Raw genomic sequence first — 24,885 nt, 5'->3', positions numbered from 1 at the left:
TCAGTGTGCGGGGGACGTGGGGGAGAGGTCCTTGATGTGGCCGATGAACTCGTCGAGCTTCTCCCGGGACAGATCGGCGCGGATCATGATGCGCAGGCCCGCCTCGCCCTTGGGGACGATGGGGAAGAAGACCGCCGAGCAGTAGAAGCCCCGCTGGAACATGTCGGCGGAGAGCTTGACGGCCGCCTCCGGGTCGCCGACGGTGATGCGGCGCACGGGCAGGCCGTTTCCGGCGAAGGCGGTGGGGAAGGCGGCGTCGAAGTAGGCGATGTTCTCCTGGAGCTTGCGCTGGAGTTCCCCGAACTCGGGGGAGCGGTGGATGGCGGCCGAGGCGAGGGAGGCGCCGACGACCGGGAAGGAGATGTTCTGCGACCAGCCGACCGGGCCCGCGTGGCGGTGCAGGAACTCGAACTTCTCCCGGCTGCCGAGCATCGCGATGCCGCCGGCGGTGCCGAACGCCTTGCCCAGGCTGGCGGTGATGACGGTCAGCTCGTTCATCTCCAACTGCGAGCGGGCGAAACCCTCGCCGTGCTCGCCGAGGATGGAGAGCGAGTGCGAGTCGTCCAGATAGAGGAAGAGGCCGTACCGCTCCTGGAGCCGCCGCAGCCCGTCCAGGGCCGCCGCGCCGCCCATGGAGTAGGCGCCGTCGGCGACGTAGGCGACCCGCGGATACGTCCGGCAGATCTCCTCCAGCCGGTCGAGGTCGTTGTGGTCACAGGTGAGGACGAGGCTCTCGTCACCGCAGACGGGCTTCATGTACGACATGCAGAAGTGGCAGAACCGGTCGAAGACCATCACGCGCGGCTGCCCGTCGGACAGGTGGCCCGACGCGATCAGCGGCAGGATGCCGGCGGTGAGCGCGCTGCACGAGGCGCCGGGCAGGGCGTGGCAGCCGAAGAGGTCGCCGAGCTCCTCCTCCAGCCGGGCCAGCAGCCGGTGCCGGACCCGGGTGGTCGGCATCACCAGGGAGGTGGCGCCGGTCTCCCGGAGCGCCTCGATCGCGCCCTCCACCACGGCGGGGTGGTGGTTGAGGCCCAGGTACGAGCAGGAGCACATGTTGACGAACTCGTGCCCGTCCGGGGTGACGAGCCGGTTGTTCGCGTCGGGGGAGTCGGCCACCACGCCGATCAGCCCGGCCTGCGCGGCACCCAGCCAGGCCGGGTCGGCCGTGCGGATCATGGTGGCGCTGTTGCGGTAGCGGTGCGGTCCGGTGACGTCCGTGGGGTTCGGGGGGGTCTCGTTCACTGTTCCCTCTCCTGCGTGGCGGTGGTGGAGCGCGGGGCGTCGGGGTACGGGTGGGGCGCGGCGGGGGTCTGGTGCCGGTGCGGCGGGGCCGCGGGTCTCGGGGGCGGTGCTCCTTCGCCTCTCCGGGGCGGCGCGGACGGTCCCGCGCGTCCGTCGCCGGAGGTTCCCGGGAGTCCCGTGCCGAACTCCCCGGAGGTGTCGGGCAGTCCTGTGCCGAACTCCTCGGAGCGGCCGGGAGGCCCGTCGCCGAACTCCCGGGACGGTGCCGGGAGCCCGTCGCCGAACTCCTCGATCAGCCGCTGGGACGCCTCGAAGAACGGGATGCCGATCATCACGCCGTCGACCACGGTGATGTCCCGGCCGTTCTCCCGTCCGGCGGCGACGATCCGGCGGGCGCGGCCGAGCGTGTCGTCGTCCGGGGAGAACGCCTCGTTGATCAAGGGCACTTGGCGGGGGTGCACGGCGATCTTGCCGCTGAAGCCCATGTCCTTGGCGAGGGCCGCCTCGCAGCGCAGCGCGCCGTCGTCGTGCACCTCGAAGAAGGGCGCGTCCATCACCTCCACCCCGGCCGCCCGCGCGCTGTTGACCAGCACGCCGCGCGCGTAGGCCAGGGCGTCCCAGGTGATCCGGGCGCCGGTGGCGAACGCGTAGTCGGCCGAACCGAAGACCAGGGCCCGCAGCCTGCGGGAGGACGAGGCGATGCCGGGCGCGTGCTGCAGACCGCGCGGGGTCTCGACGACGGCGATGAACTCGGTGTCCGGGCACTCCGGGCCCAGCACGTGCTCCACGATCTCGACGTCGCGGCGCGACTCCACCATGGGGATCAGGACGAGCGGCGGCTTGACCGCGTACTGGCGCAGGGCCAGCAGGTCGCGCAGGCCGTCCGGCCCGCTGATGGTGTTGATGCGCACCGCGCAGCGGGTCGTGGCGGCGGTGGGCAGGGTGAAGAAGCCTTCGGCCCGTCTGCGCGCCTCCTCCTTCCGCGCCGGCGGAACGGAATCCTCCAGATCGACCATGGAGATGTCGGCCCCCGAGCGGTGGCCGGCGGCGTAGCGATGGACGGCGGTGGCGGGGGTGGACAGCAGGGACCGGCAGTACCGCGAGTACTTCATGGGATCTCCGACGAGGGCCGGCGGAAGAGAGCAGGGCGCGGTGGCGTCGTGATCCGCCCCCGCGGTTCCATGCCTACCGCACCCAGGCTGTTCGAGACCGCTCCGCGTGCCGCGAACAAGCAACTCCGAACAACGCCGAACAATCGGGATTGGTCATTCATGACCGAACTGTCATTGTCGAATTGACGGAAATCATAGTGTTGTTGGCCATTGCCTGACCGTTACCGTAAGGACCACCGCTACGTTCGGCTCGCTCGCGCCGCCGCCCCACCCCTGGCCCGGCGCCGTGCGGCACGGCTGGAAAGGCAGGGCAGTGGCACGCCGTGAACGGCCCCTGGACCCGGGCGACAGCCCCCTGCTGCGCTTCGCCGCGGACCTGCGCGCCCTGCGCGAACGGGCGGGCAGCCCCACGTACCGCCAACTCGCCCTCCGCGCCCACTCCTCGGCGGCCAGCCTCTCGGTCGCCGCGGGCGGCCGCAGGTTCCCGACCCTCGCCGTCACCAGCGCCTACGTCCGCGCCTGCGGCGGCGACGTGGGGGAGTGGGCGGACCGCTGGCACGCCGTGGCCTCCGCCCTCGCCCGCCGCCGGCCTCCGCCCTACGCCGGCCCCGCCGCGTACACGGCGGCCGACGGCGACCGCTTCTTCGGCCGGGAACGCCTGGTGGAGGAGGCGGTCGAGCGGTTACGCGGGGACCGGCTCGTCGTCGTCACCGGCGCCTCCGGAGCCGGGACCACCTCGCTCCTCCAGGCCGGCGTCGTCCACCGGCTCCTCACCGCCGGGGACCCGCCCGCCGTCGGCACGTTCGTCCCGGGGCCCGACCCCGTCGCCGAACTCGCCCGCTGCCTCGCCCGGCTCCCGGACCCCGACTCCGTCCTCGTCGTCGACCAGGTGGAACGGCTCCAGGCACAGGGGCCGGCCCCGGCCGGACGCGGCCGTTCCGCGGGCCCGCCGGACCTGCCAGGCCTCCTGGACGTGCTGCGCGCCGCGCCCTGCCGGCTGGTGCTGGGCCTGCGCACCGACCTCCACGACCGGTTCGCCGGCCACCCCCTGCTCGCCGGCGCACCGCTGACCGTGCCGCCGCCGGCCCCCGAGGACCTCACCCGCGTCGTCACCGATCCGGCCGCCGCGGCCGACTGCACGGTCGAGGACCGGCTGCTCGCCGTCCTCGTCGCCGGCGCCCACCGGCAGCCCGGCGGCCTCCCCCTGCTCTCCGCCACCCTCCTCGCCACCTGGCGGCACCGCGACGGCAACCGGCTCACCCTCGCCGGCTTCCGCGCCGCCGGCGGGTTCGAGGGCGCCGTCACCCGGGGCGCCGAGGCGGTCTGGGACGAACTCGCCGACGGCCCGCGGAACCGCGCCCGGGACATCCTGCTCCGCCTGACCGAGACCGGCGACGACGGGGCGCCGCGCGCCCTCGACCGCCGCGAACTCGGCGACGACCCCGGCACGGCCGCCGTCCTCGAACGCCTCGCCGCCGCCCGGGTGCTCACCCTCGACCACGACCGGGCCGTCCTCGCCCACGGCGCCGTCGCCCACGGCTGGCCCCGGCTCGCCGCCTGGACGACCGAGGACCCGGACGCGCTGCGCCGCCGCCGGCGGCTCACCCGGGCGGCCCGCGCCTGGGAGGAGTCCGGCCGCGACCCGGCGGCGCTCTGGCGCGGCCGCCGGCTCGCCGAGGCGGAGGCGGAGGCCGCGCCCCCCGCCCCGGGCCGCCCGGCCGCGGCGTACCCGCCCGGCGGCCCGGAGCGGGAGTTCCTCGCCGCCTGCGCGACGGCCGAACGCGCCCGGCGCGTACAGGACGCCGTCCGCGACGCCCGGCTCCGCGCCCAGCGCCGCCTGATCGCCTTCCTGGCCGGCCTCCTGATCTCGGTCTCCGCCCTGGCGGCGGCGACGGTCCCGTTCGCGGTGCGCTGAGGAGAGGCCGCGGCCGGGCGGGCGGAGCCGCCTACGGCCGTCGTCGCCGGCTGCCTCGCCGCCTATGGCCGTCGTCGTCCGCCGCCGTCCGTCCACGGACCGCCGGCCGGACGCCGTCCGCCGAACGGGCCCGCGCGTCGGCGGTGGCGGGCGTCGGCCCGTCGGCCGGCCGTCGACGGCCGGCCGGTCCCGGAGGCCGCCGGACGGTCCGTCCCGTCCGGCGCGGGCGCGCCCGGCTGCCGTCGCGCGGCCTGCCCGGCGGTCGGCGTGCCGTCGTCCGGCCTGCCTGGTGGTGGGCCTGCCCGTCGCCCGGCCGTACCGCCGCGCCGGCCGGCCCCGGCCGGGCCCCCGCTTCCGCCGGTGAGCCGTCACCGCGCGGCGGCAGAAGGCCCCGCGACCACCCGGGTGGCGTGCCTCACCTCGGGGTCTGCCGCGCGAGTGATCGGGAAAGCGTCTACGGTGCGTGATCTTCCCGAACCCCTGACGACCCTGGTCCGACGCGGCAGAGAGCCCGCGGTCGCGCAGACGGTGCGGTCCACGGCCGCCGCCGTCATCGCGTACGCCGTGGCGCTGACGCTCAGCAAGGAACCGGCGCCGCTCACCGCGCCGCTGACCGCCCTGCTCGTCGTCCAGGTGACCCTGTACTCCACCCTGACCACCGGCATCCGCCGGGTGAACTCCGTCGTCGCGGGCGTCCTGATCGCCATCGGCTTCAGCGTCCTGGTCGGCCTCACCTGGTGGAGCCTGGGACTGATCATCCTGGCGTCGCTGGTCATCGGGCGCTTCGTCCACGTAGGGGAGTTCGTCCCCGAGGTGGCGATCAGCGCCATGCTCGTCCTCGGCGTCACCCGGGTGACGGAGACCGCCTGGGACCGGGTCCTGGAGACCCTGATCGGAGCCGTCGTCGGACTCCTCTTCAACGTGCTGCTCGTACCGCCCGTCTGGGTGGAGCCGGCCGGCGACGCCATCCAGGACCTGGCGCGCCGGATAAGCGGACTCCTCCGCCACCTCGGTTCCGAGGTCGGCCGGCCCACCCCCGTCGCGGAGGCCGCCGCCCGGCTGCACGAGGCGCGCCGGCTGGACCACGACGTCGCCGAGGTGGACGTCTCGCTCCGGCAGGCCGAGGACAGCCTCCGGCTCAACCCCCGGGTCAAGGAGGGCCTGCTCTCCCGGATCGTGCTGCGCACCGGGCTGGACGCGCTGGAGATCTCCGCCGTCGTGGTCCGGGTGATGTGCCGCTCCCTGACCGACCTGGCGCGCGAGCGCACCGACGAGCCCCTCTTCCCCGAGGACGTCGCCGCCGCGCTCACCGACGTCATACACCACCTCGCCCGCGCCCTCGAGAGCTTCGCCGTGCTGATCACCAGCCAGGTGAGCGCCAACGCCGAGGAGGCCGAGTCCCGGCTGGTCGAGGACCTGGCCATCGGCCGGGAGAGCCGCGACCGGGCCGCCCACCTGCTGCTGGACAAGGTCCGCGAGCACCCCGGACAGTGGCAGCTGCACGGCTCGCTGCTCGCCGAGATCGACCGCATCCTCGACGAACTCGACGTCGAGAAGCGCACCGAGCGGCTGACGGAGGAGCTGGACCGGCACTCCCGGGCGTCCCGGGAGCGCTGGCCGCTCCTCCACCGGCTCAGGCGGCGGGTGGTCCGCAGCCGGTTCGGCAGCCGGAGCACCCGCGCCTGACGGTCCCGGGGCGCCGCGCGACACGCGGCGCCCCGGGCTCGCGTCAGCCCGCGGCCACCGGCTCGCGGTCGTGGTGGCGGGAGATGTTCCTCTCCAGCAGCGTCAGGCAGTCCGCCACCCCCACGGACGCCGGCGTGAACGCGGGCAGCCGCCCGTCGTCCCGCTTCAGCCCGGCCAGCGCCTCGTCCATCGCGGTCTGCGCCGCGAACAGGCACGGGGTGCTGTAGATGGCGACGTCCACGCCCAGCTCCGACAGCTCGGGCAGTGAGAGCCGGGGCGACTTGCCGCCCGCGATCTGGTTGAACAGCAGCGGCTTGTCGCCGATGACGTCCCGCACCTTGCGGATCCGGTCGACGCTGCGCACCCCGTCGACGAGGACCACATCGCAGTCCGTCGCCGCCAACGCCTTGGCGCGGCGCAGGATCTCGGGCTCGTCCGTGGCGTCGGTGCGCGCCACGACCACCATGTCGCGGCGCGCCCGGAGCACCATGTCGAGCTTCTCCAGGTACTCCTCCAGCGGCAGGATCAGCTTGCCGTCCACGTGCCCGCAGCGCCGCGGCCGCTTCTGGTCCTCCAGGATCACGCCGGACGCGCCGACCTGCTCCAGCGACCGCACCACATGGCAGGCCGTCTCGGGGTCGACGTAGCCGTCGTCGATGTCGACGAGCAGGTGCTGCGCGGGGAACGCCTGGCGCAGCCGCTGGACGAAGCCGACGAGGTCGGGCCAGGCGATGAAGCCGATGTCGGGCAGGCCGTAGTGGGACGCGGCGAAGCCGAAGCCGGAGACGAACATGCCGTCGTAGTGCCGGGCCGCCACGGAGGCGGAGAACATGTCGAAGACGCCGATGAGCGGGGTGGTGCCGGTGTCCGCTATCGCGGCGCGTAGCCGATTCGGGTGGTTCACGGTACCCTCCGGGGTGAGTTGGGCGACGCGCGCGCCGACCGCTGCCGCCAAGCCGAGGACCGGCCGCGCGCTGCTGACCAGGACCCGGGTGTCCGCCGTGGGGAACGGCGTGCCCCGGGTTCTGTGCTGTGTGCGGTGCTCTGCCGTGCACGTGGGCCCGGGTCCGCTGGGTGCGGAGTGGCGCCCCTCACTTCCGGTCCGGAGGTTAGTCAAGTCTTGGTCATGGGGCAATCAGGGGAGGGTAAAGTCCCGGGCGGTGCGGTGCTTTTGCGCCGAATGGCGCCCGCACCGCTCGGGACGGCCCGGTCCCCCCGCCGTGCCGGACGTCAGCCGCGGACCGGCACCTTGTGCGCCACCGCGGTGACGTGCAGCTCGCCGTTGTCCACCAGATCGTCGAGCGGGATCGCCTGGTGCGTCCGCGCGGCGGGCGGCGTCACCAGCAGGTATGTGCCCTTGCGGGCCGCCGTGCCGGAGTGCGTCCAGGCCACGTTGGCCTGCGCGGCCTCGCCGGGCTTGAGGTATATGAGCTTGTTGCCCGGGTCGTCCGCGTACCAGGTGCTGCCCCGCACCGTGCGCGAGGGCAGATCCTTGCGCTGGGAGTCCGCCAGGCCCAGGCCCGGGTACCCGCGCAGCGCGCACGTCCGCTGGGTGGTGTTCTTCAACTCCAGTGTGCCGCCCGCGTGGTTCATTCCGCCGCCCAGCCGCTCGGCGAACGAGATCCGCAGGTCGGAGGTGCCGCACGTCGGGGTACCCGGCGCGGTCTCCGGCCCGTCCTGGGCGGCGCCCGCCGTCCCGGACGCGGCGGCGAGCGCGATCCCCGCGGCGGCGGCGACACTCACGAGGCGTGTGACGGTGAGGCGTGTCACGAGCAGTCCCTTTCCTTGAGTTTTCCCCTGGGTTTCACGTGCTGTCATGCTCGCTGCGCCTACCCGTCGCATGCGCCCTCGAACGCGCCGGAGCGTAGAGAACGCGCCACCCCGGCGGCCGGAATTCCCTTTCCTTTCTTAGGATTTCCCCCGGGTTCCCTCATCGTTCCCGCCTGCTTCCCCTCCCGGAAAGACCCGGTCGCGCCCGGTCGGGCGCCAGGTGGACAGGGCGTTCCGATTCTCATGGCCCCCTCGGGGGCGGTCAATCGGCGAAATGGAGGGCGCTCGGGGGAAGTTCGGCCGGGCCGGACATCGGCCCGAAACCACCGCCCGGCCTCTTGCGCGCCCCAGCGGGCACGTTAGGCTGCCCCGCCACACGCGGTTCAGGCCGGACGAGTACTCGGGGGACTCCAGATGCTCTTGCGACGGATGATGCGACGGACGGCTCGGCGTGCTCTTCAGGGAGCGCCTCCCTCGTCCTCCCCCGAGCCGGCCGCCACCTGCCCCGCCGCCGGCCGCCCGGCGCGCGCCCGGTGGCGCGTGGCCCTGGCCCGGACGCCCTTCCGGACGGCGGCGCCGGCCTGCGCCCTGGCCTGCGCCGCGCTCCTCGTGGCCACGGCCGCCCCCGCCCCCGGAGCCACTCCCGCGCCCTCCGTGCGGGCGGGCGCCGGCCGGGCGGACGCCGAGCGGCTGGCCGGCCGGCTGGCCTCGGAGGTCACCGCCGCCGGTGCCTGGCGCCACCTGGAGGCGTTCCAGCGCGCGGCCGACGAACACGGCGGCATCCGCGCCGCCGGCACCGCGGGGTACGACGCCTCGGCGCGCTACGTCACCCGGCGGCTGACCGAGGCCGGCTACCAGGTCCGCGTCCAGCGCTTCTCCTTCCCCGACAGCGTGCCCGTGGCCCAGACCGCCCAGGTCACCGCGCCCGACCCGCGCGTCCTGCACCCGCTGCTCGCCCGGTTCTCGCCCGCCACCCCGGACGGCGGATGGCGCGGACGCCTGGCCGTCCTGCCGCGGAACGCGTACGGCTGCGACGCCGCCGACTACGCCGGGGACGTCCGAGGCCAGGCCGTCCTCGCCCGCTACGGCGGCTGCGACCTGCCCCGCAAGACCGAACTGGCCGCCGCGGCGGGCGTCGCCGCCCTGCTGGTGAACGTCGACCAGCAGCCGGCGGACATGAACATCCGCTCCACCGTCCGCCCGCCCGCCGTCGCCCGCGTCCCCACCGCCAACCTGCCGCGCGGCGAGGCCGAACGGCTCGCCGCCGACGCCGCCCGCGGCCCCGTCGACCTCTTCCTCGACCTGCGCGGCCGGGCCGTCACCACCGACTCGTACAACCTGCTCGCCGACACCCCGGAGGGCCGCCCCGACCGCACCGTGGTCCTCGGCTCGCACCTGGACAGCGCCACCGAGGGTCCCGGCCTCAACGACAACGGCAGCAGCGCGGCCATGGTCCTGGAGACCGCCCTGCGGCTCGCCCCGCACCGGGACCAGGTCCGCAACCGGGTGCGCTTCGCCTTCTGGGGCGCCGAGGAGGAGGGCATGATCGGCTCCGGGTACTACGTCGGGCAGCTCGGCGACCGGGAGCGCCGGGAGACCGCGCTCGTCCTCAACTTCGAGACCATCGCCTCGCCCAACTACGCCCGCATGGTCTACCACGGCACCGGCGCCGTACCGCCCGGCACCGACACCGTCGAGAAGGTCTTCACCGACCGCTTCGCCCGGCGGGGACTGCCCACCGTCCCGCTGGAGTTCGACGGCCGGTCCGACTTCGCGGCGTTCATGGCCGCCGGCATCCCCGCCGGGGGCGGCTCCGCCGGCTACAACCACCTCAAGACCCCCGAGTGGCAGCGGCTGTTCGGCGGCACCGCGGGCGAACTCACCGACCCCTGCTACCACCAGGCCTGCGACACGCTCTCCCACCTCGACCGGACCATCCTCGGCCAGTTCGGCGACGCGATGGCCTGGGCGACCGCCCGTTTCGCCGTCGACGTCTCCGACGTCGGCACCGCCCGCGGCCGGTGAGCCCCGAGTCCCGGGCGCTTACGATGACGGGACCGCCCAGCGTGAGGAGCCGGCCATGAGCACCGCCTTCCCCCTGACCCGGACCACCCGCCCCGTCCCCGAGGCCGAACGCGCCGCGCGGCTCGCGGCGCCGGGCTTCGGCCGGTACTTCACGGACCACATGGCCACCGCCACCTGGACGGCGGACGAGGGCTGGCACGACCGCGGCATCGGCCCGATCGCCCCGTTCACCCTGCACCCCAGCGCCGCCGTCCTGCACTACGCCCAGGAGATCTTCGAGGGGCTGAAGGCGTACCGGCACTCCGACGGCAGCGTCTGGCTGTTCCGCCCGGAGGCCAACGCCCGCCGCTTCATCCGGTCCGCCCGGCGGCTGGCCCTGCCCGAACTGCCCGAGGAGGACTTCCTCGCGAGCATCGGGGAACTGGTCCGGGCCGACGCGGCCTGGGTCCCCGTCCCCACCGGCGAGGAGAGCCTCTACCTGCGGCCCTTCATGTTCGCCTCCGAGGCGTTCCTCGGCGTACGGCCCGCCGCCGAGGCGCGCTACTCGGTGATCGCCAGCCCGGCCGGCCCGTACTTCCCCTCCGGCGTCACCGGCGTCACCCTCTGGATCAGCGGCCGCTACACCCGCGCCGCCCCGGGCGGCACCGGAGCCGCCAAGTGCGGCGGCAACTACGCCGCCGGCCTGGCCGCCCAGATCGAGGCCCGGAACCACGGCTGCGACCAGGTGCTGTACCTGGACAGCGCGGGCCGGGGCACCCTGGAGGAATCCGGCACCATGAACCTCTGCCTGATCACCTCCGACGACGAGCTCGTCACCCCGTCCCTCGGCACCATCCTGGAGGGCGTCACCCGCGACACCGTCCTCACCCTCGCCCCCGACCTCGGCCTCACTCCCGTCGAACGGACCGTCACCTTCGACGAACTCCGCACCTCCGCCGCCGACGGCCGCGTCACCGAGGTCTTCGCCGCCGGAACGGCCGCCGTCATCACCCCGGTCACCGGCTTCAGGAGCGACGCCCACGCCTTCCCCATCGCCGACGGCACCCCCGGCAAGAAGACCCTGGCCCTCCGCGAGCGCGTCCTGGACATCCAGTTCGGCCGCGCGGAGGACAAGCACGGGTGGCTGCGGCGGGTGCTCTGACCCTCAGCGTGCCCCTGCCGCGACCGGCTCGCCGGCCGACGGGAACCGGCCCACGAACCGCGCCCCCGGGTCCGCGTCGGCCAGCCACAGGGCCCCGCCGTGCAGCAGCGCGATCTCGCGGGAGATGGCCAGCCCGAGCCCGGCACCGCCGGACGACCTGGCACGCCCGTCCTCCAGCCGGCTACAGGGACCGGCCCCGGCCGCCGGCCCGGGTCCGCACCAGCTTCGTCCTCTACGAGCGGGGGCGGCTCCGGCCCGGGCGGGCGCGGCTCGCGGAGCTGGTCGGGGGCCGTGACGTCACCGTCCGGGTGACGAGGGCCCGGGGAGCGCTGGGGCGGGCGACGGTGATCACGCTGCGGAGCCGTCGCCGTGTCACCGGCTCGTCAGGTCACCGGTCGCGGAAGGTCTGGACCCCCTCGCGGCAGCCGCGGGTCCAGGCCTCCGGGTGGGCGGTGCCGGCCTCGTGGGCGCGGTTCTCGCAGCCGCCCCAGACGACCTCGCGGACGGCCGAGCCCTTGCCGCCGGCCTCGAGGACGTCCTGGCCGGTGGCGAAGCCGTCGTCGTAGGCGGATTCGGAGGTCTCCTCCTCGTCGTCGCCCTGGTCGTCCTCGTCGTCCTCCGCGTTCTCGCCGTCCGGGTCCGCCGCCTCGTCGTCCCCGGCTTCCGCGGCGGCGCCGTCGGCATCGTCGTCCTCGTCGTAGGCGCCGTCCTCGTCACGTGCCTCGTCATCGCCGGGGGCCGCGTCGCTCGCCGTGCCCGGGCGGCGGTGGTCGTCGCGGGGGCCGGGGTCGGTGCCGCAGGACGTCAGGAGGACGGAGCAGGCGGCCGCCGACACGAGGAGAACGGGCAGGGCCCGGCGGGGGCGCCGGGCGGGAGGGGCCGGGGGGTGGGCGTCGGGAACCGTCTGCTGTGCCATACGACCGTACGGTACGGGGTCCGGGGCCCCCGGCGCTCAGGCGCCCGTGGCCGGCGTCAGGACGAGGCGGACCTCCAGCTCGTGCTCGCCCGGCACGGTGCCGTGCTCCTCCACCCCGAAGGCCCCGGCCAGCTCGTCGTGCACCTGGCGCACCGGCTGCGCGGCGCCGAACAGGTCGACGGTGACGGGGGCGTCGAGCGGTACGGGACCGGGGCCGGTGCGCGGGCGGCGGGTCCGGGTGTCGACCACCGTGCACCAGACGACGGGCTTGCCCGGCGCCGTCCCCCGGCCCTCGCTCCGCTCGGCGACGACGGTGCCGGGGGAGGTGGGGAAGACGGCGTCCAGGGCGGCGATGACCGCGTCGGCGGTCTCCCGGCCGCAGCCGGTCAGATGGACGCTGACGTGATCCGCGCTGTCCGGGTTGGTCACCGGGGGCTCCTTTGCGTCGTGCCGTCGTCGGCCGCTGCCGCCGCGCCGTCCCCCGGCTCGACCGTACGGGCCGGCCGGGCGGGCGGCACCTGGGGCGGGTCCGTCCGTGGCGGACCACCCGGGGTGTCCGGCCGCGTACCCGCTGAGCAGGGGCGCATGCCCCGGGTGGCCCAGTGCGACCCCGTTCGGCTCTGCCGGGTGGGGCCCTGATCCCCGATCCTGGACGAAGGGGATGACCAGGAGGATTGGGTCGACTGGGACAACGGGGGCGGTGCCACCGCGCCGCCCCGCGAGGGAGAACGGTCCGTGATCACACGCATTCGCCTGCCGCACCGGCACCTGGCGCCGCCGGGGCGCCCCGGGCCCCCGCCCGAGCCGCCCCGGCGCCCCCCGCCGCAGCCCAAGCCCGGCTGGGGCCGCTGGGTGCTGGCCCTCGTGCTGGTGCTGTTCGTGATCGTCATCCTGCTCGCCCGCGGCCTGCCCGGCGGCGAGACGCACGAGCAGTCGTACAGCGACTTCGTCGCCAAGGTGGACGCCGGGCAGGTGCGCAGCGTCGACATCGGCGACAAGGGCACCGTGACCGGCCGGCTCAAGGACGGCACCGAGTTCACCACCCAGCTGCCGACCGCCCTCGGCGCCGGACAGCTCGAACAGCGGCTCCAGGCGCAGCACGTGGAGATCACCGCCTCCCGCAGCGGCCAGGGCAGCCCCTGGCTCTCCGTCCTGCTGGCCTTCCTGCCCCTGCTGTTCCTGGGCGCCTTCTTCCTCTGGGGCGCCCGCCGCGCCGCCGGCTCGCTGTCCGGCGGCATCAGCGCCATCGGCCGCTCCCGCGCGAAGATCATCGAGGCCGAGCGGCCCACCACCGGCTTCGCCGACGTCGCCGGCTACGAAGGCGTCAAACAGGAGATCGGCGAGGTCGTCGACTTCCTGCGCAGCCCCGAGCGGTACGCCCGGGCCGGGGCCAAGGGACCCCGCGGCGTGATCATGGTCGGGCCGCCCGGCACCGGCAAGACCCTCCTCGCCCGGGCCGTCGCCGGCGAGGCCGACGTGCCGTTCCTGTCCGTGACCGGCTCCGCGTTCGTCGAGATGTTCGTCGGCGTCGGCGCGTCCCGGGTCCGCGACCTCTTCGAAGAGGCCCGCAAACGGGCGCCCTCGATCATCTTCATCGACGAGATCGACGCCGTCGGCGGCCGGCGCGGCGGAGGCACCCGGCTCGGCGGCAACGACGAGCGCGAGCAGACCCTCAACCAGCTCCTCGCCGAGATGGACGGCTTCGACCAGAGCAGCGGCATCGTCGTCGTCGCCGCGACCAACCGGCCCGACGCCCTCGACCCCGCCCTGCTGCGCCCCGGCCGCTTCGACCGGCAGGTCACCGTGCCGCTGCCCAACCAGGCCGAACGGGCGGCCATCCTCGCCGTGCACGCGCGCGGCAAGACCCTCGACCCCGGGGTCGACCTCGCCACCGTCGCCCGCGCCACCCCCGGCTTCTCCGGCGCCGACCTCGCCAACCTCGTCAACGAGGCCGCCATCAACGCCGTCCGCGCCGACCGCGCCGTCCTCACCGCGCACGACCTCGACACCGCCCGCGACCGGGTGCTCCTCGGCCGCCGCGAGACCTCCAACGCCCTGCTGCCGGAGGAACGCCGCTCGGTGGCCGTCCACGAGTCGGGCCACGCCCTCGTCGCCGCCCTGTGCGAGCACGCCGACCCCGTCGCCAAGGTCACTATCCTGCCCGCCGGGGTGTCCCTCGGCGTCACCGAGCAACTCCCCGAGGCGGAACGGCACCTGTACAGCGAGGGCTACCTCACCGACCTGCTCGCCGTCCGGCTCGGCGGCCGGGCCGCCGAACTGGTCGTCTTCGGCGAGGGCTCGACCGGCGCCGCCAACGACCTGGCGGGCGCCACCCTCATCGCCACCCGGATGGTCCGGGAGTTCGGCCTGTCGAGCGTGCTGGGACCCGTCGGGTACGCCGCGCCCGGACAGCAACTGCTCGGCGAGACGGCCGAGGAACTGCAACGGCGGCCCTACTCGGAGCAGACCCAGCGGATCGTCGACCAGGAAGTGGCCCGGCTGCTGGGGCAGGCCGAGGAACGCGCGCTGGGCCTGCTCCGCGAACACCGAACCGCCCTCGACCGGCTGGCGGACCTGCTGGTCGCCAAGGAGACGGTGGACGGCGCGGTGGTCCTGGACGTGCTGCGGCGGGAGGGCGTGTGACCGGCGTGGGCGGGGGGCGGCCCGCCGTTCAGAGCTCCCAGCCGTACATCGGCGACCGCCGTGGCTCCGGCCCCGCCCCGCGCGTCGCCACGTCCCGCTCCGCCGTGCCGATCAGCCGGTCCCCGAGCTCGCGCAGGGCGCGGCCCGCGGCGAACTCGTCACCGATCACCGGGACGTCCTGGTCGCCCGGCGCGCACCGGGCGACGCCCTGCCCCGTGACGGTGGTGGCGCCGGTGTCGAGGACCGCGCGGGCCTTCGTGGTGCCGCCGTCCTCGGTGAGGTCCAGCCGGATCCTCCACTCGGTCGTGTGCTCCATGGCTCACTCCTCGCTCGGGTGTCCCCGCCTCCATTCTGCCGCCGCCGGCGTCCGGGCGACCGTCCACGACCGGTCCGGGTGCGGAGTGTGGCGATTCCCGTACGCAGCGCAGTTGCCCGTTGTGCGGAGCGGACCGTTCCGTGGCGGGCCGTGACCCTTCCCTGAGGCGCGTCGTTCAGGTGGAACGCCGTGGACCCGGGGCGTCAACTGCGCAGAGTGGACAAGCCCGTTGTGCGTGTGATGTCGCGTTGCCGTGGTGAACGGCGGTGGCCGGGCGGTAGACCAGTGTCGTCACCCCGGACAACGGCCGTCGCCAGGAGGTTCCGTGAGCCCACGACGCACGCTGCTGCGCGGCACCCTGGCCGCGGTCCTCTGCGCCGCCGTCCTGCCCGCCTGGGGCACCCCCGGCCGCGACCGGCGGAGCCCCGCGCCCGGGGCGGAGGCCGCCACCGCCGCCTACATGGAAGCCGTCCGCACCGACCGGCGCGCCCTCCGCGCCTTCCTCCACGCCCTGCCCAAAGGCGCCGACCTGCACAACCACCTCGGCGGCGCCGCCAGCACCGAGCTGCTCGTCGACCTCGCCGCGCGGGACGGGCTGTGCATCGAGAAGGAACGGCTGCGCGCCGTGCCGCCGCCCTGCCCGGCCGGCGGCAGACCGGCCGCCGACGTCCACGCCGACCGGGCCTTCCACCGGCACCTCGTCCGCGCCTGGTCCATGCAGGACTTCCGTCCCGGCCGCGAGTCCGGGCACGACCACTTCTTCGCCACCTTCGAGAAGTTCGAGCCGGTGGAGATCGGGCACATGGGCCGGCTGCTGAGCGAGGTCGCCGACCGGGCCGCCGCACAGCACCAGTTCTACCTGGAGACCATGGTCACCCACGCCACCGCCGGGGTGGCCGCGCTCGCCGCGCGGGTCGGCTTCGACCCGGACCTCCGCCGGCTGCGCGGCCGGCTGCTCGCCGGGGACGGGCTCGGCCGGCTGGTCGTCCGGGCCCGGGCCGCCATGGACCGGGCCGCCGCCGAATTCCGCGCCGCCTCCCGCTGCGGGACGCGGCGGCCCCGCCCCGGGTGCGGGCTGGAGATCCGCTTCATCACCCAGGTCGACCGTTCCGCCGCCCCCGAGCAGGTCTTCACCGAGCTGCTCCTCGGCTTCGAACTCGCCCGGTCCGACCGGCGGTTCGTCTCCGTCAACCTGGTCTCGCCCGAGGACGGCGCCGTCGCCCTGCGGGACTACGGGCTGCACATGCGCATACTGCACCGGCTGCACGCCTGGTACCCGCGCGTTCCCGTCACCCTGCACGCCGGCGAGCTGGCGCCCGGGCTGGTCGGGCCGGAGGCCCTGCGGTCGCACATTCGCCAGGCTGTGCTGACCGGGCACGCCCGGCGGATCGGGCACGGGGTGGACATCGGGTGGGAGGACGCCTCCCGCGAGTTGCTGGCGGTGATGGCGGAGCGGCGGGTCCTGGTGGAGATCCCGCTGGTCAGCAACGCCCAGATCCTGGGGGTGGCGGGGCGTCGGCACCCTTTCGCGCTCTACCGGGAGCACGGGGTGCCCGTCGCGCTCGCGACGGATGACGCGGGGGTGGAGCGGAGCGACATCACGACCGAGTACGAGCGGGCGGTCACCGCCCACCGGCTTGGCTACCGGGCGCTCAAGGATCTCGCCCGGACGTCGTTGGAGTACGGGTTCCTGCCCGGGCGGAGCCTGTGGCGGGATCGGGGCGGCTTCGTCCCCGCGGCGCCCTGTGCCCATGACCGGGCCGGGGCGGGGCGGCCTCGGCCGGCCTGTGCGGCGCTTCTGGGGGGCAGTCCCAAGGCGGCGGTGGAGTGGAAGCAGGAGGCGGCCTTCGGCCGCTTCGAGGAGCGGTTCGGGGGGCGGGCCCGGGGCGTGCCCGCGGCTCCGCCGGTGGGGTGAGGGTGCCCCGGCCCCGCCCTTTCCCCGTTTCCCGGGAAGGCCCCGGACCCCCTGCGTCGCACGGCTTCGCCGCGAGGTCCTCAAACGCCGGACGGGCTGGACCGGCCGGACGGGCCGAATGGCTCCCGCCAGTCCGCAGTCAGTCTTCCGCCCTCCCCGACGGCCACCGCCGTGCCCAGGTCCGCCGACGCGCGGGAGAAGCGGTGCCGGATCCAGGCGCGGGCGTGTTCCGAGGCGAGTTCCGTGTGGCCGTAGCCGAGTTGGAGGGGAACGGCCTCCAGGCGGGTCGGGGCGGTGCCGTCGAAGGTGACGAGGAACAGGAGGCCGAGGTCGTTGCGGAGGACGGGGTCCACGGCGTAGTCGTCGACGAAGTCGCCCATGTCGTACAGGGTCCGCCGGCCGGCGCCGTGGAAGACGTGGGCCGAGTGGCCGGCGACGAGTGCGGCGCCCGCCGTGTGCAGCCGGGTGGCGGCCTCGCGGACGTAGCCGGGAGGGGCGGAGGTCATGTTGGGGCCCCAGTGCGGGGTGACGAGCACCGCGTCGGCGGCCCCGGCCGCGACCGCGACCGCGTCGTGGAGCCAGTCCGGCAGGCCGTGATGGAGGTCGGCCCAGGCCACGCCGGGGCGGTCCGCGGCGGCGGCGAAGTCCTCGGGGTGATCGGTGGCGCCGAGTACCGCGAGCCGCAGGCCGCGCGCCTCCAGCAGGGCGGCCGTCCGGGCTCCGGCCGCGTCGGCACCGGCACCGACCACCGCGATCCCGGCCTCGCCGAGCAGGTCCAGCGTGTCCGCGAGCGCGTCGGCGCCGTAGTCGAGGGCGTGGTTGTTGGCCAGGTTCACGCAGTCCACGCCGAGGCGGGCGAGGATCCGCGCGGCCACCGGCGGCGCCCGGAAGAAGAAGGGCTTGCCGGGGGCCGGCCACGGCTCGCCGCGCGCGGACACGCAGCACTCCAGGTTGAGGACGAAGAGATCGGCCTCGGCCAGGGCCTCCCGCACTCCGGGGGAGACCAGGGTGTCCGGCGCGGGCGCCGCCGCCAGCCGCTCAGCGGCGCCGCGTCCCAGCATGGTGTCCCCGGCCAGGGCCACGGTCACGGTCACCGGCGCTTACCTCCCGCCTGCCGCTCCCTTCAGTCTCGGCCGTGGCCCGGCGGCCGCGCAAGCGGCGGGGATCAGCGGCGGAGCACCTTGCGGGCCAGCGCGTTTCCCAGCAGCTGCGCGATCTGCACGAGAACGATCAGCACCGCCACCGCCACGACCATCACCGAGGTGTCGAACCGCAGATAGCCGTAGGACATGGCCAGATTGCCCACCCCGCCGCCGCCCACCGTCCCGGCCACCGCCGAGAAGTCGATCAGCGCGACGAGCATGAACGTGAAGCCGAGGACGAGCGGCCCGAGGGCCTCGGGCACCAGCACGGTGAGCAGGATCCGCAGCGGGCCGGCGCCCATCGACCGGGCGGCCTCGATCACCCCGGACTCGACGGACAGCAGGTTCGTCTCGACGATCCGGGCGACGCCGAAGGTGGCCACGACGACCATCGGGAAGACCGCCGCGTCCGTTCCGATCATCGTGCCCACCACCTCGCGCGTCACGGGGGAGAGCGCGACGATGGCGATGACGAACGGCACCGGCCGGACGACGTTCACCAGCGTGTTGAGCACGGCGAAGACCAGCCGGTTCGGCAGCACCCCGCCCTTGCGCGTGGCGTAGAGGGCGAGGCCGACGGCCATGCCGAGCACCGCCGACAGCGCCAGGGTGACCAGCACCATGTAGACCGTCTCGCCGGTCGCGTCGACCACCTTGGGCCAGAAAACGCTCCAGTCAGCGTGCACCGGCGCCCACCTCCGTCGTGGTCCGGACGGCGTCCAGCGCCGCCACGAACGCGTCCACGTCCCCTTCCTCGCCCCGCAGTTCGAGCGTCACGCTGCCGAGCGCGGCGTCGCGCACCTCGCCGACGCCCGCGTGGGCGATCGTGAAGTCCACCCGGTGCTCGCGCAGCAGCCGCGAAAGGTGCGCCGCGCCCGGCGCGTCCCGCGTCACCGGGACGGTGACCAGCCGCCCGGCGTGCCGGCCGCGCAGCCGTTCCAGCGCCTCGCCCTCGGGCGGGTCCCCGAGCGCGGAGCGGACGAACACCTTGGTGACCGGGTGCCGCGGCCGGGCGAACACCTCGTACACCTCGCCGCTCTCCACCACCCGGCCCTCCGACATCACGGCCACCTGGTCGCACAGGAAGCGGACCACGTCCATCTCATGCGTGATGAGGACGATGGTGATGCCCAGCTCGGCGTTGACGCGCCGCAGCAGTTCCAGCACCTCCCGGGTGGTCTGCGGGTCCAGGGCCGAGGTCGCCTCGTCGCACAGCAGCACCTTCGGCGACGTGGCCAGGGCCCGGGCGACGCCGACGCGCTGCCGCTGGCCGCCCGACAGCTGCTCCGGCCAGTGCCGGGCGCGGTCCTCCAGGCCGACGAAGCGCAGCACCTCCAGGGCCCGCCGTCGGGCCTCGGCACGCGGGGTGCCGGCCAGCCGCAGCGGATAGGCGACGTTGCCGAGGACCGTGCGCGAACGGAACAGGTTGACGTGCTGGAAGACCATCCCGATGGAGCGCCGGACGGCCCGCCGCCCCCGCTCGTCGAGGGCCGTGAGGTCCCGGCCACCGACCAGCACGCGCCCCGCGGTGGGGACTTCGAGATGGTTGACGAGCCGCAGCAGGGTGCTCTTCCCGGCGCCGCTGTGCCCGACGACGCCCAGGACGGCGCCCTCGGCGACCGTCAGGGACACCCCGTCGACCGCGGTGAACTCCGTGCCGTGCTTGCCGGGGTAGGTCTTGCGGACGTCCCGCAGTTCGATCACGGCCGTCAGCTCCCCTGCTTGGTGAGGCGGTCGAGCTCCTTCTCCAGCGCGGCGGGCGGGATGTCCACCACGTAGCGCGCGCCCTTGCCGGACTTCCGCACGGCCGCCTGGACCTTGGCCGACCGGTAGAGCCGGACGACCTTGCGCAGTGTCGCGTCGTCCTTGTCCTTCGCCCGCGCCGCGATGACGTTGACGTACGGGCGGGTGGCGGCGCTCTCCGGGTCGTCCCGGAAGACGGCCTGCCCGACGCGGTAGCCGGCCTGCTCGGCGACGCCCGCGTTGATGACGGAGGCCGCGGTGTCCTTGAGCGCGCGCGGCGTCTGCTGGGCGTCGACCGGGGTGAGCTTGAGGTGCCTGGGGTTGTCGGTGACGTCGTCCGGCGTGCCGTAGATGCCGGCCTTCTCCTTGAGCCCGATCAGCTTGGCCTCGCGGAGCACGAGCAGCGCCCTGCCCTGGTTGGACGGGTCGTTGGGGATCGCGATCCGGGCGCCGTCGGGGATGTCGTCCACCGACTTGTGCTTGAGCGAGTACAGGCCCATGGGGGCGACGGAGGTGGAGGCGAGCGGCACGATGTCGGTGCCGTTCTGCTGGTTGAACTTGCCGAGGAACGCCAGGTGCTGGAAGGCGTTGAGCTCGATGTCACCGTCCGCCAGGGCCCGGTTGGGCAGTTGGTAGTCGTCGAAGTTGACGATCGTGACGTCGATGCCCTCCTTCTTGGCCTCCTCGGCGAGCACGTCCCACTCCGGGTCGGACCCGTTCACCCCGATCCGCACCTGTCCGTCGGCGGCCGAGCCGGACATCCCGCAGGCCGACAGCAGGGCGGCGAGGGCGGCTGCGGCGGACGTCGCCGCGGCGCGGCGGAGTACGTGTTTCATGAGGGCTCATTCCGGGTGGTGCCGACACAGGGCCGGTGCGGAAGACGATCACCGGCGGTTGCTGGAGATCGTAGGAGCGAAACCTGGAATGGCCTGGCGATGAAAGGAAGGGTTCACTTCCTTGAAATGAAACAAAGGATGTCAGGGAGGGTGGCCCTCAGGAGGCCGTGCGCTCGACCGCCTCCTTGACGACCGCCGGCAGCTCGCCCGTACGGGCCAGGGCCGCGCGCTGGAGGTCCGCGCCGCCGCCCCGGGCGAACAGCCGTGCCACCGACTCCTCCACCAGGGCCAGGTCGCCGGCGTCCGAGAGCGCGTCGCGGACGTGGTCCACCAGCGCCCGCACCACCGTCTCCGCCGGGGCCGGGGTCCACTCCAGCGGGTGCACCAGCCCGTCCGTGACGCCGGACTTCGCCGCCCGCCACGACGCCAGCCGCAGCAGACCCACGGACACCGGCTCCGGCGGCCGGCCGGCCCGCCAGTCGCGGGCCGCCGTGTCCACCAGCCCCCGGGCCAGCGCCGCCACCAGCACCGTGTCGTCCGGGTCCAGGCAGACGTCGGACACCCGGATCTCCACGGTGGGGTAGTTCCGCGACAGCCGCGCGTCGAAATAGATCATGCCCTTGTCGAGCAGCGTCCGCGTGTCGAGCAACTGCCGTACGTGGGCGTGGTACCGCTCCGGACCGCCGAACACCTCCACCGGTCCGGCCGACGGCCAGCGGCCCCACACCTGGCTCCGGTAGCTGCTGTAACCACTGTCGTGGCCCTGCCAGAAGGGGGAGTTGGCGCTCACCGCGAGCAGAGGGGCCAGCCAGGGGCGGATCCGGTCCAGGACCGCCACCCCCTCCTCGTCCGACGCGACGCTCACATGCACATGGCACCCGCAGGTGAGCTGCTCCTGGGCCGTGAGCCCGAACTCCTCGGCCACCTGCCGGTAGCGCCGGCCCGCGCTCAGCGACGGGGCCACCGGCAGCGGCGAGGTGGCCAGGGCCGCCACCGCGGCGCCGACGGCCCCCGCCCGCTCGATCGCCGTGGCGCGCCGCCGCCGAACCTCCGCCGCCAGATCCGTCATGTCCGCCGTCGGCCGGGTGGCCGTCTCCAGCTGCTCCCGCTGGAGCTCCTTCTCCAGCTCCGGATCGTCCCCCCGGGCCAGGTCTTCCAGTGCCAGCACCGTCCCGGCCACGGCCCGCGGTTCCCCGCTGTCCGGATCCACCAGGAGGAGCTCCTCTTCCACTCCGACGCTTCGCATGCCGCCATCCGCCCCTTCCCAGGGTTCCGCTTGCAGTTCGCAGCCCGTATACCCAGGTCGGGCTGGGTTGCGCCGACGAAACGCAACCGCTCTCAGCCGGGCGGATCCGGCGCGCGGCGGACCCGCACGACGTCGTGGGCGTGACCGATGACATACGTGCCGTCCGGCCGGGCGAAGTGCTCCTCCACGTAGGCGGCGAGACCGGCCCGGGAGGGAAGCGGGTCCAGGTCCTTCAGACCGGGCACATTGATCATGAACTCGGCGGTGTCCAGGGCCTCGCCCGGATCGGCCGTCCGGTACGCGTTGTCCACCGTCTCCACGGACCAGTCGGCGACCCGCCCCGCCTGCCGCTCCACCAGCCGCCGGGTGGCGGTCCGCACGTCGAACCGGGCCCCGGTGAAGTGCCGGACCATGCGCATGCACGCGTTGTCCGGATTCTGCAGCAGGACGAGGAGGGTGCCGCCGGGCGCGGTCCAGTCGAAGACCCGGTCGAGGGCGCCGGCCCACTCCTCCCCGGGCAGGTAGTACAGCACGTGCGAGAGGAGGACCAGATCCGCCCGGACCCCGGGCTCGGCACGGTCGACGGGCTCCGCCACCACGGTGGCACCGGGGCACGCGCGGCGCAGCGCCTCCCGCATCGCCGCGCTGGGCTCGACGGCGACCGTCCGCCCGAAGTACGGCGCCAGGCGGGCGGTGGTCCGCCCCTCGCCCGCGCCGACGTCCAGGAACACCCGGCGCCGCCCGAGCCCCTCGACGAGGCCGACCAGGCGCGCCTCGATGTCCTCCTTCTCGTCCGTCCCGGCCAGGAAGAGCTCGAACGCCCGCCGGTAGGCGGCGCTTTCGACCTCCAGTACGCGCACCAGGCCGGACCCGGCGAACGGCACGGGCATCCGGCACCACCCCTTTCCCTGTCCCGTCCCCCTCGGCCATGGCACCGCGTTCCACGGCCCGCGCCGCGCAGGCACGTTCCTGCCCGCGTGTCGCGCGCGGTACGCGCGTACGGAACCCGTCCGGCGCCCCTCAGTCCGCCGCGGGGTCCGGATTGGACGCCACCAGCGCGGCCACCGCCTCCGGCGCGTGGCCCGCCGCCCGCAGGGGCGCGCGGACGTCCCGGTCGAGATCGTCCGGCACCCGGCCGGCGAGGGCCGAGCAGGGACCGGTGAGCTCCACCTCGCCGAGCGCCGCCGGCAGCAGGACCGTCCGGGCCCGTCCCACAGTCAGCGTGCCGCCGGCGTAGCTCAGTTCCGCCGGGCCGTCGAGGACGGTGACGACGAGGGCGCCGGTGAAGGAGTGCCGCAGCGTCTCCCCTGCGGGGACCGTCCAGCGTTCGAGCGCGAAGTACGGTCCCGCAGTCAGCAGCGTCCGCGTCCCGCCGGGAGCGGGCAGCGCCAGGCCGGGCAGGCACCGGGGCCGCGGCGCGGGGTCCCATTGCTCCAGCAGCCGCCCGACGTTGGCGTGCCACTCGTCGTCCGAGAGCGGCGAGCCGTCCTCCATCCGGTGCCGCATGGCGTGCTGCTGGACGTCCGAGGTCTGCTCGATCTCGTAGACGAGCGTGTCCGGCCCGAAGCTGTGCACGGTGCCGCCCGGCACGTAGACCGTCTCCCCGGCGCGGACGGGGATCCGGCGCAGCACCGCGTCGAAGTCCTGCCGCAGCAGTGCCCGGCGCAGGGCGTCCCGGCCGACGCCCTCCCGCACTCCGGCGTACGCGGTGGCGCCCGGGGCGGCGTGCAGGATGTGCCACGCCTCGGTCTTGCCGTGCGGCTGGTTCTCCAGCCGCCGGGCGGTGCGGTCGTCGGCGTGCAGGTGGACGGGGAGCGCGCCGTGGGCGTCGATGAACTTCGTGAGGAGCGGGAAGTGCGGGCCGCGCCGGCCCGGCCCGGCGAGCTCGTCCGGGTGCCCGAGGAACAGCTCGCGCAGCGTCCGCCCGGCCAGCAGCCCGTCGGTCACCCGGGCGATGTCCCCGTCCACGTCGCTGACCTCCCAGGTCTCCGCGACCCGGCCCGCCGGCAGCCCGGTGCGGCCCAGCCGGTCCGCGATGGCCCGGCCGCCGAAGACGTGCTGCCGTACGGGCGTCGTCAGCTCCAGCGGGTACCAGGGGACGCCGGGCGCCGCGCTCACAGGATGGGCTTCCCGCCGGTCACCGCGACGCGGGCGCCGGAGATGTAGCTGCCCTCGTCGGAGGCGAGCAGGACGTAGACGGGCGCCACCTCGGCGGGCTGGCCGGGACGGCCCAGCGGGGTCTGCTCGCCGAAGTGCTCCACCTGCTCGGGCGGCATGGTGGAGGGGATCAGCGGCGTCCAGATGGGGCCCGGGGCCACGCTGTTGACGCGGATGCCGCGCTCGCCGACGAGCTGGGCGAGGGCGGCGCAGAAGTTGGCGACGCCCGCCTTGGTGACGTCGTACGGCAGCAGCGTCGGCACGGGCATGTCGGAGTTCACCGAGCTGCTGCCGATGATCGAGGCCCCGGCGCCCATGTGCGGCAGCGCGGCCTTGCAGAGGTGGAACATGGCGCTGAGGTTGGTGGCGAGGGTGCGGTCCCACTCCTCGTCCGTGACCTCCTCCAGCGTCCCGTGGGTCATCTGGAACGCGGCGTTGGAGACCAGCACGTCGATCCGGCCGAACTCCTCGACGGCCTTGGCGATCACCGCCCGGCAGTGCTCCGGCCGGGCGAGGTCGCCGGGAACGAGCACGGCCCGCCGCCCGGCCCGCTCCACCCAGCGGGCGGTGTCCCGGGCGTCCTCCTCCTCGTCCAGGTAGGAGATCAGGACGTCGGCGCCCTCCCGGGCGTAGGCGATGGCCACGGCCTTGCCGATGCCGCTGTCCCCGCCGGTGACCACCGCCACCTTGCCCTTCAGCCGCCCCGACCCCTGGTAGCTCTCCTCGCCGTGGTCGGCCCGGGGCCGCAGTTCCTTCTCGACGCCCGGGACCTCCTGCTGCTGTGCCGGCCGGGTCATGGTGCCTCCTCGCTCCGCGCTCGGCCCTCGGGGAGGGCGCGCGGGGATGTCTGGGGATCCTCCGTGGGGGATCTTCCCTGGGGGTCTTCTCGGTACCGGCTCCGCGTACCCGGCCGGACGGGCCGGATGCGCACCGCGGGGCGGCACCCCGCCGACGGTCGGCACCGGCGCCCAGCCTCGCCGGTCCGCCGCCGCGGCGGGGAGAGGCGGGCCGCCCGTGCCGGGCGGTGTGGCCGGATGGCGCACGGCGCGCGGCCGCGCGGGAGAGCGCCGGTGACGG

At 74.7% G+C, this 24,885-nt stretch carries 22 protein-coding genes; 6 read left to right on the top strand and 16 right to left on the bottom strand.

Annotation, left to right across the window (positions count from 1 at the left end; genetic code table 11):
* The gene (locus ACH4PU_RS04785) at positions 1 to 1,245 is read right to left on the bottom strand and encodes an aminotransferase class I/II-fold pyridoxal phosphate-dependent enzyme (RefSeq protein WP_398265989.1); all 1,245 of its coding nucleotides are present in this window, start codon (positions 1,243 to 1,245) and stop codon (positions 1 to 3) included.
* Positions 1,242 to 2,357 (bottom strand): HpcH/HpaI aldolase/citrate lyase family protein, encoded by a 1,116-nt coding sequence (locus ACH4PU_RS04780; protein WP_398265986.1) that lies wholly within the window; start codon positions 2,355 to 2,357, stop codon positions 1,242 to 1,244. The genes ACH4PU_RS04785 and ACH4PU_RS04780 overlap by 4 nt, the downstream gene beginning before the upstream one ends.
* Positions 2,358 to 2,670: 313 nt before the next feature.
* On the opposite strand from ACH4PU_RS04780, the gene ACH4PU_RS04775 reads away from it, so the two are divergent.
* Entirely contained in the window at positions 2,671 to 4,272 is a 1,602-nt protein-coding gene (locus ACH4PU_RS04775) for a hypothetical protein (RefSeq protein WP_398265982.1), read from the top strand.
* Between the two features lie 459 nt (positions 4,273 to 4,731).
* The gene (locus tag ACH4PU_RS04770) at positions 4,732 to 5,958 is read left to right on the top strand and encodes an aromatic acid exporter family protein (protein ID WP_398265979.1); all 1,227 of its coding nucleotides are present in this window, start codon (positions 4,732 to 4,734) and stop codon (positions 5,956 to 5,958) included.
* A gap of 43 nt (positions 5,959 to 6,001) precedes the next feature.
* On the opposite strand, the gene ACH4PU_RS04765 is transcribed toward ACH4PU_RS04770, so the two are convergent.
* Positions 6,002 to 6,862, bottom strand: a complete 861-nt coding sequence (locus ACH4PU_RS04765) for an oxaloacetate decarboxylase (RefSeq protein ID WP_398265976.1) — start codon at positions 6,860 to 6,862, stop codon at positions 6,002 to 6,004.
* 326 nt (positions 6,863 to 7,188) lie between these two features.
* Positions 7,189 to 7,728 carry a DUF4232 domain-containing protein gene (locus ACH4PU_RS04760; RefSeq protein ID WP_398265973.1) on the bottom strand — a complete coding sequence of 180 codons (540 nt, stop codon included), beginning with the start codon at positions 7,726 to 7,728 and terminating at the stop codon, positions 7,189 to 7,191.
* A gap of 414 nt (positions 7,729 to 8,142) precedes the next feature.
* Between ACH4PU_RS04760 and ACH4PU_RS04755 the strand changes: the two genes are divergently transcribed.
* Positions 8,143 to 9,753, top strand: coding sequence for a M28 family peptidase (locus tag ACH4PU_RS04755; RefSeq protein WP_398265970.1), 1,611 nt, complete (start codon positions 8,143 to 8,145; stop codon positions 9,751 to 9,753).
* Between the two features lie 55 nt (positions 9,754 to 9,808).
* Positions 9,809 to 10,894 (top strand): branched-chain amino acid aminotransferase, encoded by a 1,086-nt coding sequence (locus ACH4PU_RS04750; RefSeq protein ID WP_398265968.1) that lies wholly within the window; start codon positions 9,809 to 9,811, stop codon positions 10,892 to 10,894.
* A 3-nt stretch (positions 10,895 to 10,897) separates the two neighbouring features.
* Here ACH4PU_RS04750 and ACH4PU_RS04745 read toward each other — a convergent pair whose 3' ends face one another.
* The 3 genes from ACH4PU_RS04745 to ACH4PU_RS04735 form a co-directional block, all read right to left on the bottom strand.
* On the bottom strand, positions 10,898 to 11,071 hold the full coding sequence (locus tag ACH4PU_RS04745) for an ATP-binding protein (protein WP_398266953.1): 174 nt from the start codon (positions 11,069 to 11,071) through the stop codon (positions 10,898 to 10,900).
* A 211-nt stretch (positions 11,072 to 11,282) separates the two neighbouring features.
* On the bottom strand, positions 11,283 to 11,810 hold the full coding sequence (locus tag ACH4PU_RS04740) for a hypothetical protein (protein WP_398265965.1): 528 nt from the start codon (positions 11,808 to 11,810) through the stop codon (positions 11,283 to 11,285).
* 36 nt (positions 11,811 to 11,846) lie between these two features.
* Complete coding sequence (locus tag ACH4PU_RS04735) at positions 11,847 to 12,239, bottom strand: hypothetical protein (protein ID WP_398265962.1); 393 nt, start codon at positions 12,237 to 12,239, stop codon at positions 11,847 to 11,849.
* Between the two features lie 306 nt (positions 12,240 to 12,545).
* Here ACH4PU_RS04735 and ftsH point away from each other — a divergent pair, with 306 nt between their 5' ends.
* Positions 12,546 to 14,453 (top strand): ATP-dependent zinc metalloprotease FtsH, encoded by a 1,908-nt coding sequence (gene ftsH / locus ACH4PU_RS04730; protein ID WP_398265959.1) that lies wholly within the window; start codon positions 12,546 to 12,548, stop codon positions 14,451 to 14,453.
* Between the two features lie 28 nt (positions 14,454 to 14,481).
* On the opposite strand, the gene ACH4PU_RS04725 is transcribed toward ftsH, so the two are convergent.
* Complete coding sequence (locus tag ACH4PU_RS04725; protein WP_185944736.1) at positions 14,482 to 14,769, bottom strand: DUF1876 domain-containing protein; 288 nt, start codon at positions 14,767 to 14,769, stop codon at positions 14,482 to 14,484.
* A 325-nt stretch (positions 14,770 to 15,094) separates the two neighbouring features.
* Here ACH4PU_RS04725 and ACH4PU_RS04720 point away from each other — a divergent pair, with 325 nt between their 5' ends.
* A complete protein-coding gene (locus ACH4PU_RS04720; protein WP_398265955.1) occupies positions 15,095 to 16,684 on the top strand; it encodes an adenosine deaminase in 1,590 nt (529 codons plus the stop codon).
* Positions 16,685 to 16,764: 80 nt separating this feature from the next.
* On the opposite strand, the gene ACH4PU_RS04715 is transcribed toward ACH4PU_RS04720, so the two are convergent.
* The 8 genes from ACH4PU_RS04715 to ACH4PU_RS04680 all read right to left on the bottom strand — a co-directional run bounded on the left by ACH4PU_RS04715 (position 16,765) and on the right by ACH4PU_RS04680 (position 24,605).
* Positions 16,765 to 17,778, bottom strand: coding sequence for a CapA family protein (locus ACH4PU_RS04715; protein ID WP_398265952.1), 1,014 nt, complete (start codon positions 17,776 to 17,778; stop codon positions 16,765 to 16,767).
* 71 nt (positions 17,779 to 17,849) lie between these two features.
* Positions 17,850 to 18,512, bottom strand: a complete 663-nt coding sequence (locus ACH4PU_RS04710) for a methionine ABC transporter permease (protein WP_398265949.1) — start codon at positions 18,510 to 18,512, stop codon at positions 17,850 to 17,852.
* On the bottom strand, positions 18,502 to 19,530 hold the full coding sequence (locus ACH4PU_RS04705) for a methionine ABC transporter ATP-binding protein (protein ID WP_398265945.1): 1,029 nt from the start codon (positions 19,528 to 19,530) through the stop codon (positions 18,502 to 18,504). Before ACH4PU_RS04705 ends, ACH4PU_RS04710 begins: the two co-directional genes overlap by 11 nt.
* Before the next feature lie 5 nt (positions 19,531 to 19,535).
* Positions 19,536 to 20,405, bottom strand: coding sequence for a MetQ/NlpA family ABC transporter substrate-binding protein (locus tag ACH4PU_RS04700; protein ID WP_398265940.1), 870 nt, complete (start codon positions 20,403 to 20,405; stop codon positions 19,536 to 19,538).
* A gap of 157 nt (positions 20,406 to 20,562) precedes the next feature.
* Complete coding sequence (locus ACH4PU_RS04695) at positions 20,563 to 21,651, bottom strand: glutamate--cysteine ligase (protein ID WP_398265937.1); 1,089 nt, start codon at positions 21,649 to 21,651, stop codon at positions 20,563 to 20,565.
* A 92-nt stretch (positions 21,652 to 21,743) separates the two neighbouring features.
* Entirely contained in the window at positions 21,744 to 22,541 is a 798-nt protein-coding gene (locus tag ACH4PU_RS04690) for a class I SAM-dependent methyltransferase (RefSeq protein WP_398265934.1), read from the bottom strand.
* Between the two features lie 130 nt (positions 22,542 to 22,671).
* Positions 22,672 to 23,769 (bottom strand): class I mannose-6-phosphate isomerase, encoded by a 1,098-nt coding sequence (locus ACH4PU_RS04685; protein ID WP_398265931.1) that lies wholly within the window; start codon positions 23,767 to 23,769, stop codon positions 22,672 to 22,674.
* On the bottom strand, positions 23,766 to 24,605 hold the full coding sequence (locus tag ACH4PU_RS04680; RefSeq protein ID WP_398265928.1) for an SDR family oxidoreductase: 840 nt from the start codon (positions 24,603 to 24,605) through the stop codon (positions 23,766 to 23,768). Before ACH4PU_RS04680 ends, ACH4PU_RS04685 begins: the two co-directional genes overlap by 4 nt.
* Positions 24,606 to 24,885 lie beyond the last annotated feature (280 nt).

Source organism: Streptomyces sp. NPDC021100 (assembly GCF_044333095.1).
Taxonomy (GTDB): domain Bacteria; phylum Actinomycetota; class Actinomycetes; order Streptomycetales; family Streptomycetaceae; genus Streptomyces.
Note: the sequence above shows the minus strand (reverse complement) of the source record. Positions and strands in the feature narration are given on the sequence as shown.